Below are 4,294 nucleotides of genomic sequence, written 5' to 3'. Positions count from 1 at the left end.
ACGAACATTCGGTTGTCGCGTCCGGTCGAGCCCTTCTGATCGGGGCGCCCTATGATCAACGGCGCCATCCGCTTCCACGCCGCGTCGCTCAATACCAAACGGTCCATCACACCCAAGACGGCCTCCCTAAAAGCAGCCTTGAATCTGATTTGCTCCTAAAAGGGAATCCTTAGAGTCCACACCACCTAGTCGATCTTGCGCGCCTCTTCGGGCAGCATGATCGGGATGCCGTCCCGGATCGGATAAGCGAGCCTTGCGGAGCGCGAGATCAGCTCCTGCCGCGCGGCGTCGAATTCCAGCGGCCCCTTGGTGATCGGGCACACCAGGATTTCGAGCAACTTCGGGTCGGCGGTGCTTTCGAGATGATCCGTCGTGGAATTCATTGTAATCTCCGGCTCGCCGTCCTGTAGCACATCCCGGCGTGAGCTGTCAGCGCTTGGCGATGCGCAACAGCTCGTCGATTGCGGCCTGCTGCCGCGCCTTCGGCAGCGTCTGCTCGGACAGCGCGTAGCCGATGAACGCCCAATAGAAGATCTGCGCCCGGCCGCGCGCCACGTCGTCCGGGAATCCGGCCTGCCGCAGCAGCGTTTCGATGTAGCCGATCCGGCGCTGGTCGACCTCGAGCACGGCGGCACGCGCCGCTGCATCGGCGGTGGCCCAGCTGCGGACCGCGCGTTCCAGCGCCAGCCGCGCCGAGAAGGTCCGGCGCAGCAGCAGCGCCAGCGCATCGCCGCCTGCCGGAATGGTCTCCAGCTCGGCGATTACCTGCTCGGCGGCGACCTCACGCCAATGGGTGAGGATCGCTGCGCGGTAGGCGCCGATGTCGGCGAAATGCCAGTAGAAACTGCCGCGCGAGACGCCCATGGCCTTGGCCAGCGGCTCGGCCTTGAGCGCCGTGAAGCCGCGTCGTGCCAGCGTCTTGAGGCCCTGATCGAGCCAATCCTTGACCGAAAGTTGTTCCGTCATGGTTCCCCGTCCCGCGCGCCGACCATACACAAGTGTATTGACAGGCGCCAGCGGTCGGGATCATATCCATACAGTACTGTATGGAGGCATCGCGATGCGTGATCTTCTGCTGCAAGGCGCCGGGCTCATCGCCATCCTGGTCAGCTTGATCCATGGCGTTCTCGGCGAGACCAAAATCTTCGCGCGCGCCACCGTCGAGCCGCCGCGGCTGCGCCTCTTGCTGCGTCTGGTCTATCAGGCCGGCACCGTCGCTTGGATCGGCGGCGGCGTGTTGTTGATCGCAGCACCCGCGATGGCATCCGATGCCGCGCGGCACTGGATCGTGGCGACGCTCGCGGTCGTGTTCGGCTTCGCTGCGCTGGCGAATGCAATCGCGACCCGCTTCCGCCATATCGGCTGGATGGCGATGAGCGCCGTGGTGGCGCTTGCCTCCGCCGGTTACTAGCGAGCGCAGCCATGACGACCGATCGTGTCAGCCTGAGCATCGCCAACGGCGTCGCGGACGTCAGGCTCGACCGTCCGGACAAGCTCAATGCGCTCGATCCCGACATGTTCACCGCGATCGCTGACGTCGGCGCACGGCTCACGGATAACCCAAAGGTCCGTGCCGTGGTGTTGTCGGGCGAAGGGCAGGGCTTCTGCGCGGGCCTTGACAAGGAGCGGCTGATCGCAACGACCGAGGGCGAATCCATCCTGCCCTTTGCCGATCTCGGCCAGCGCACCCACGGGATCGCCAATTTCGCGCAGCATCTGGTGTGGCTTTGGCGCGAGCTGCCGGTGCCGGTGATCGCCGCCGTCCATGGCATCGCGTTCGGCGGCGGCTTCCAGCTGATGCTCGGTGCCGACATCAGATATCTCGCGCCGGCCACGCGCCTTGCGGTCATCGAAGCTAAATGGGGGCTGGTGCCCGACATGGCCGGCACGCAATTGATGCGCCATCTGGCACGCGAGGACGTGGTGCGCGAGCTGACCTACACCGCGCGGGTGTTCTCCGCCGACGAAGCGTTCGGCTACGGCTTCGCGACCCGGATCGTCGAACACCCGCGCGCGGCTGCGCTTGAGACGGCGCGTGCGATCGCGGACCTCAGCCCGGACGCGATCCGTGCCGCGAAGCGGCTGCTCAATCTCGCCGCCGATGGCGATGCCGCGACCGGGCTCGCGGCCGAAACCGCCGAGCAGGCCCTGCTGCTCGGCACGCCCAACCACATCGAAGCGGTCAGGGCGAATCTCGAGCGACGCGCCCCGCAATGGAGCTTTGCATGAGTACCGGTCCGGGATTCGATCTGGAACGTCTCGCCGCGACCAACGCGTCGGCGGCGTTCAACCGGCTTGCCGGCTTCGAGGTGGTCTCCGCCGGTGCCGGCGAAGTGGAGCTGCGCATGGCCTGGCGTGACGATCTCACCCAGTATGCCGGCCACCTGCACGCCGGCATGATCGCGGCACTGCTCGACACCGCCTGCGGATTTGCCGCCGCGTCGATCGTGGGCTCGGTCACCGCATCGCATTTCTCGATGAATTGCCTGAAGCCTGCGGTGGGCCGCGGCTTCATCGCCAGGGGCACGTTGCTGCGCGCCGGCCGCCGGCAGGTTTTCGCGCGCGCCGAATTATTTACCGAGAACGAGCAGGGGGAACCGGTGCTGGTTGCGACCGGCGAGACGGTGCTGATTCCGCTCGCGGGCTGATCGGTCAACATGGGAGCTTGAACATGTCTCTCGTCCTCGTCACCGGCGGGACGGGCCATCTCGGCCGCGATCTCGTGGATCACCTCGTCCAGGCAGGGCACCCAGTGCGTGTCTTTGCCAGGTCCCGGCAGGCGCGGGCCGATGTCGAATGGGCGATCGGCGATCTCGCCACCGGGCAAGGCTTGCGCGCGGCGTTGAACGGCGTGCAGACCGTGATCAATGCTGCAACGCATTCGCCGATCGCTCGACGCGGTAGCTTCAGGCCGATCGACTTCTTCAAGTCACCATCGGCGGTCGATGTCGAAGGGACCGCGCGTCTGCTCGCCTTCAGCCACGACGCCGGCGTGCAGCATTTGCTTCACGTCTCGATCGTCGGGCTCGACGGCGCGACGCTGCCCTATGCGCGCGTCAAGCTTGCAGGGGAGCAGTTGGTCCGGCAGTCGCGCGTCTCATGGTCGGTGGTTCGTGCCATGCCGTTCCACTATCTCATTTGGGACCTGCTGGCAGGCATGTCGGCTCTTCCGGTGTGGCCGATACCTCGTGCGACATTCAATCCGGTCGATACGTCAGACGTTTCGGACTATCTCGTCAGATGCGCCTTTGACGGGGGACGCGGCATGCGCGCCGAGATTGGCGGACCTGACGACCTCAGCCTGGTCGAGATCGCCCGGCAGTTTCAGGCCGCACGCAGCCTGCGCCGTGCGATCCTCCCCGTACCGCTGTCGGATCGGGCTGCACGCGGAATGGGCTTCGTCGTGAGCCAAGGGGTCCGCGGCACACGGTCATGGGCGGATTGGTTGAAGCAAGCGTCTGCGCAGCGGCGGTCGGCCGCGTAACCGGCTGCCCGGCAGGCAAACGCCGACGTGTAAGGCTTAAGCCAAAGGCAGAATAAGTCCGCGCCATTGCAGGGCGCGCAAAATTTATGGGGCCATCAATTTCCGTGCGGAATCGGCTTACGCGCGGATAACCATGCCACCAAAAGTTGCAGAAAATTATCGAGAAGACAATTCAATCGGCCTAGCCTGTCCGCGCGGACAACCATGGACCGATGCATGTTTCGTGTTCTCACGTGTCTCTCAGGTGAGCATGACTGGCGGCTCGTTCTGCTCGCCGGACTGGTCTGCTTTGTCGCCAGCATTGTCGCCGTCAACATCTTCCATCGCGCGATCGCATCGCAAGCGAGGACACGGCTGATCTGGATTGCGATCGCGGGAGCCGCGATCGGCTACGGAATCTGGGCAACGCATTTCATCGCCATGCTCGCCTACGAGCCGGGCGTGCCGACCGGCTACGGCATCGTGCTCACGGCGCTGTCGCTCGCCGTGGCGATGATGTTGACGTCCGGCGGACTCGGCCTTGCTGCCAGCGACTCCGGTAGCTGGCGCGCGCCGGTCGGCGGCGCAGTGATCGGAGCCGGCATTGCCAGCATGCACTATCTCGGCATGTGGGCGCTGGAAGTGCCGGGCCACGTGGTCTGGTCGCTCGACCTCGTGGCTGCCTCCATCGTGCTCGGCATGCTGTTCGGCTACGCCGCGCTGGCAATCGCGGTCCGCCATCAGGATCGCTGGATGACGCTCGTTGCGGCGCTGTTGCTGACGCTGGCGATCGTGTCGCATCATTTCACCGCGATGGGTGCGGTCGCGATC

7 protein-coding genes and 1 pseudogene are annotated in these 4,294 nt (G+C 65.4%); 5 read left to right on the top strand and 3 right to left on the bottom strand.

Annotated features, from left to right (window positions below):
• The 3 genes and pseudogenes from FNJ47_RS44760 to FNJ47_RS44750 all read right to left on the bottom strand — a co-directional run.
• Window positions 1-107: pseudogene (locus tag FNJ47_RS44760) on the bottom strand (IS5/IS1182 family transposase); the annotation flags it as partial.
• Between the two features lie 78 nt (window positions 108-185).
• Entirely contained in the window at window positions 186-383 is a 198-nt protein-coding gene (locus FNJ47_RS44755) for a Trm112 family protein (RefSeq protein ID WP_163162999.1), read from the bottom strand.
• Window positions 384-429: 46 nt separating this feature from the next.
• On the bottom strand, window positions 430-966 hold the full coding sequence (locus tag FNJ47_RS44750) for a TetR/AcrR family transcriptional regulator (protein WP_163162997.1): 537 nt from the start codon (window positions 964-966) through the stop codon (window positions 430-432).
• 94 nt (window positions 967-1,060) lie between these two features.
• Here FNJ47_RS44750 and FNJ47_RS44745 point away from each other — a divergent pair, with 94 nt between their 5' ends.
• From FNJ47_RS44745 to FNJ47_RS44725, 5 genes are all read left to right on the top strand, one after another.
• Window positions 1,061-1,411: a hypothetical protein gene (locus tag FNJ47_RS44745; protein WP_163162995.1), complete on the top strand. Its 351-nt coding sequence runs from the start codon at window positions 1,061-1,063 to the stop codon at window positions 1,409-1,411.
• Window positions 1,412-1,422: 11 nt separating this feature from the next.
• On the top strand, window positions 1,423-2,229 hold the full coding sequence (locus tag FNJ47_RS44740; RefSeq protein WP_163162993.1) for a crotonase/enoyl-CoA hydratase family protein: 807 nt from the start codon (window positions 1,423-1,425) through the stop codon (window positions 2,227-2,229).
• Entirely contained in the window at window positions 2,226-2,648 is a 423-nt protein-coding gene (locus FNJ47_RS44735; protein WP_163162991.1) for a PaaI family thioesterase, read from the top strand. The genes FNJ47_RS44740 and FNJ47_RS44735 overlap by 4 nt, the downstream gene beginning before the upstream one ends.
• Window positions 2,649-2,671: 23 nt before the next feature.
• Entirely contained in the window at window positions 2,672-3,484 is an 813-nt protein-coding gene (locus tag FNJ47_RS44730; RefSeq protein WP_163162989.1) for an SDR family oxidoreductase, read from the top strand.
• A 216-nt stretch (window positions 3,485-3,700) separates the two neighbouring features.
• Window positions 3,701-4,294 (top strand): MHYT domain-containing protein (locus FNJ47_RS44725; protein ID WP_283811383.1); only part of this gene is annotated, 594 nt, incomplete at its 3' end.

Origin of the sequence: Bradyrhizobium uaiense (genome assembly GCF_010811875.1) — a bacterium.
GTDB classification, from domain to species: Bacteria; Pseudomonadota; Alphaproteobacteria; order Rhizobiales; family Xanthobacteraceae; genus Bradyrhizobium; species Bradyrhizobium uaiense.
The sequence above is the reverse complement of the archived record's forward strand: the minus strand, read 5'-3'. Positions and strand labels throughout refer to the sequence as shown.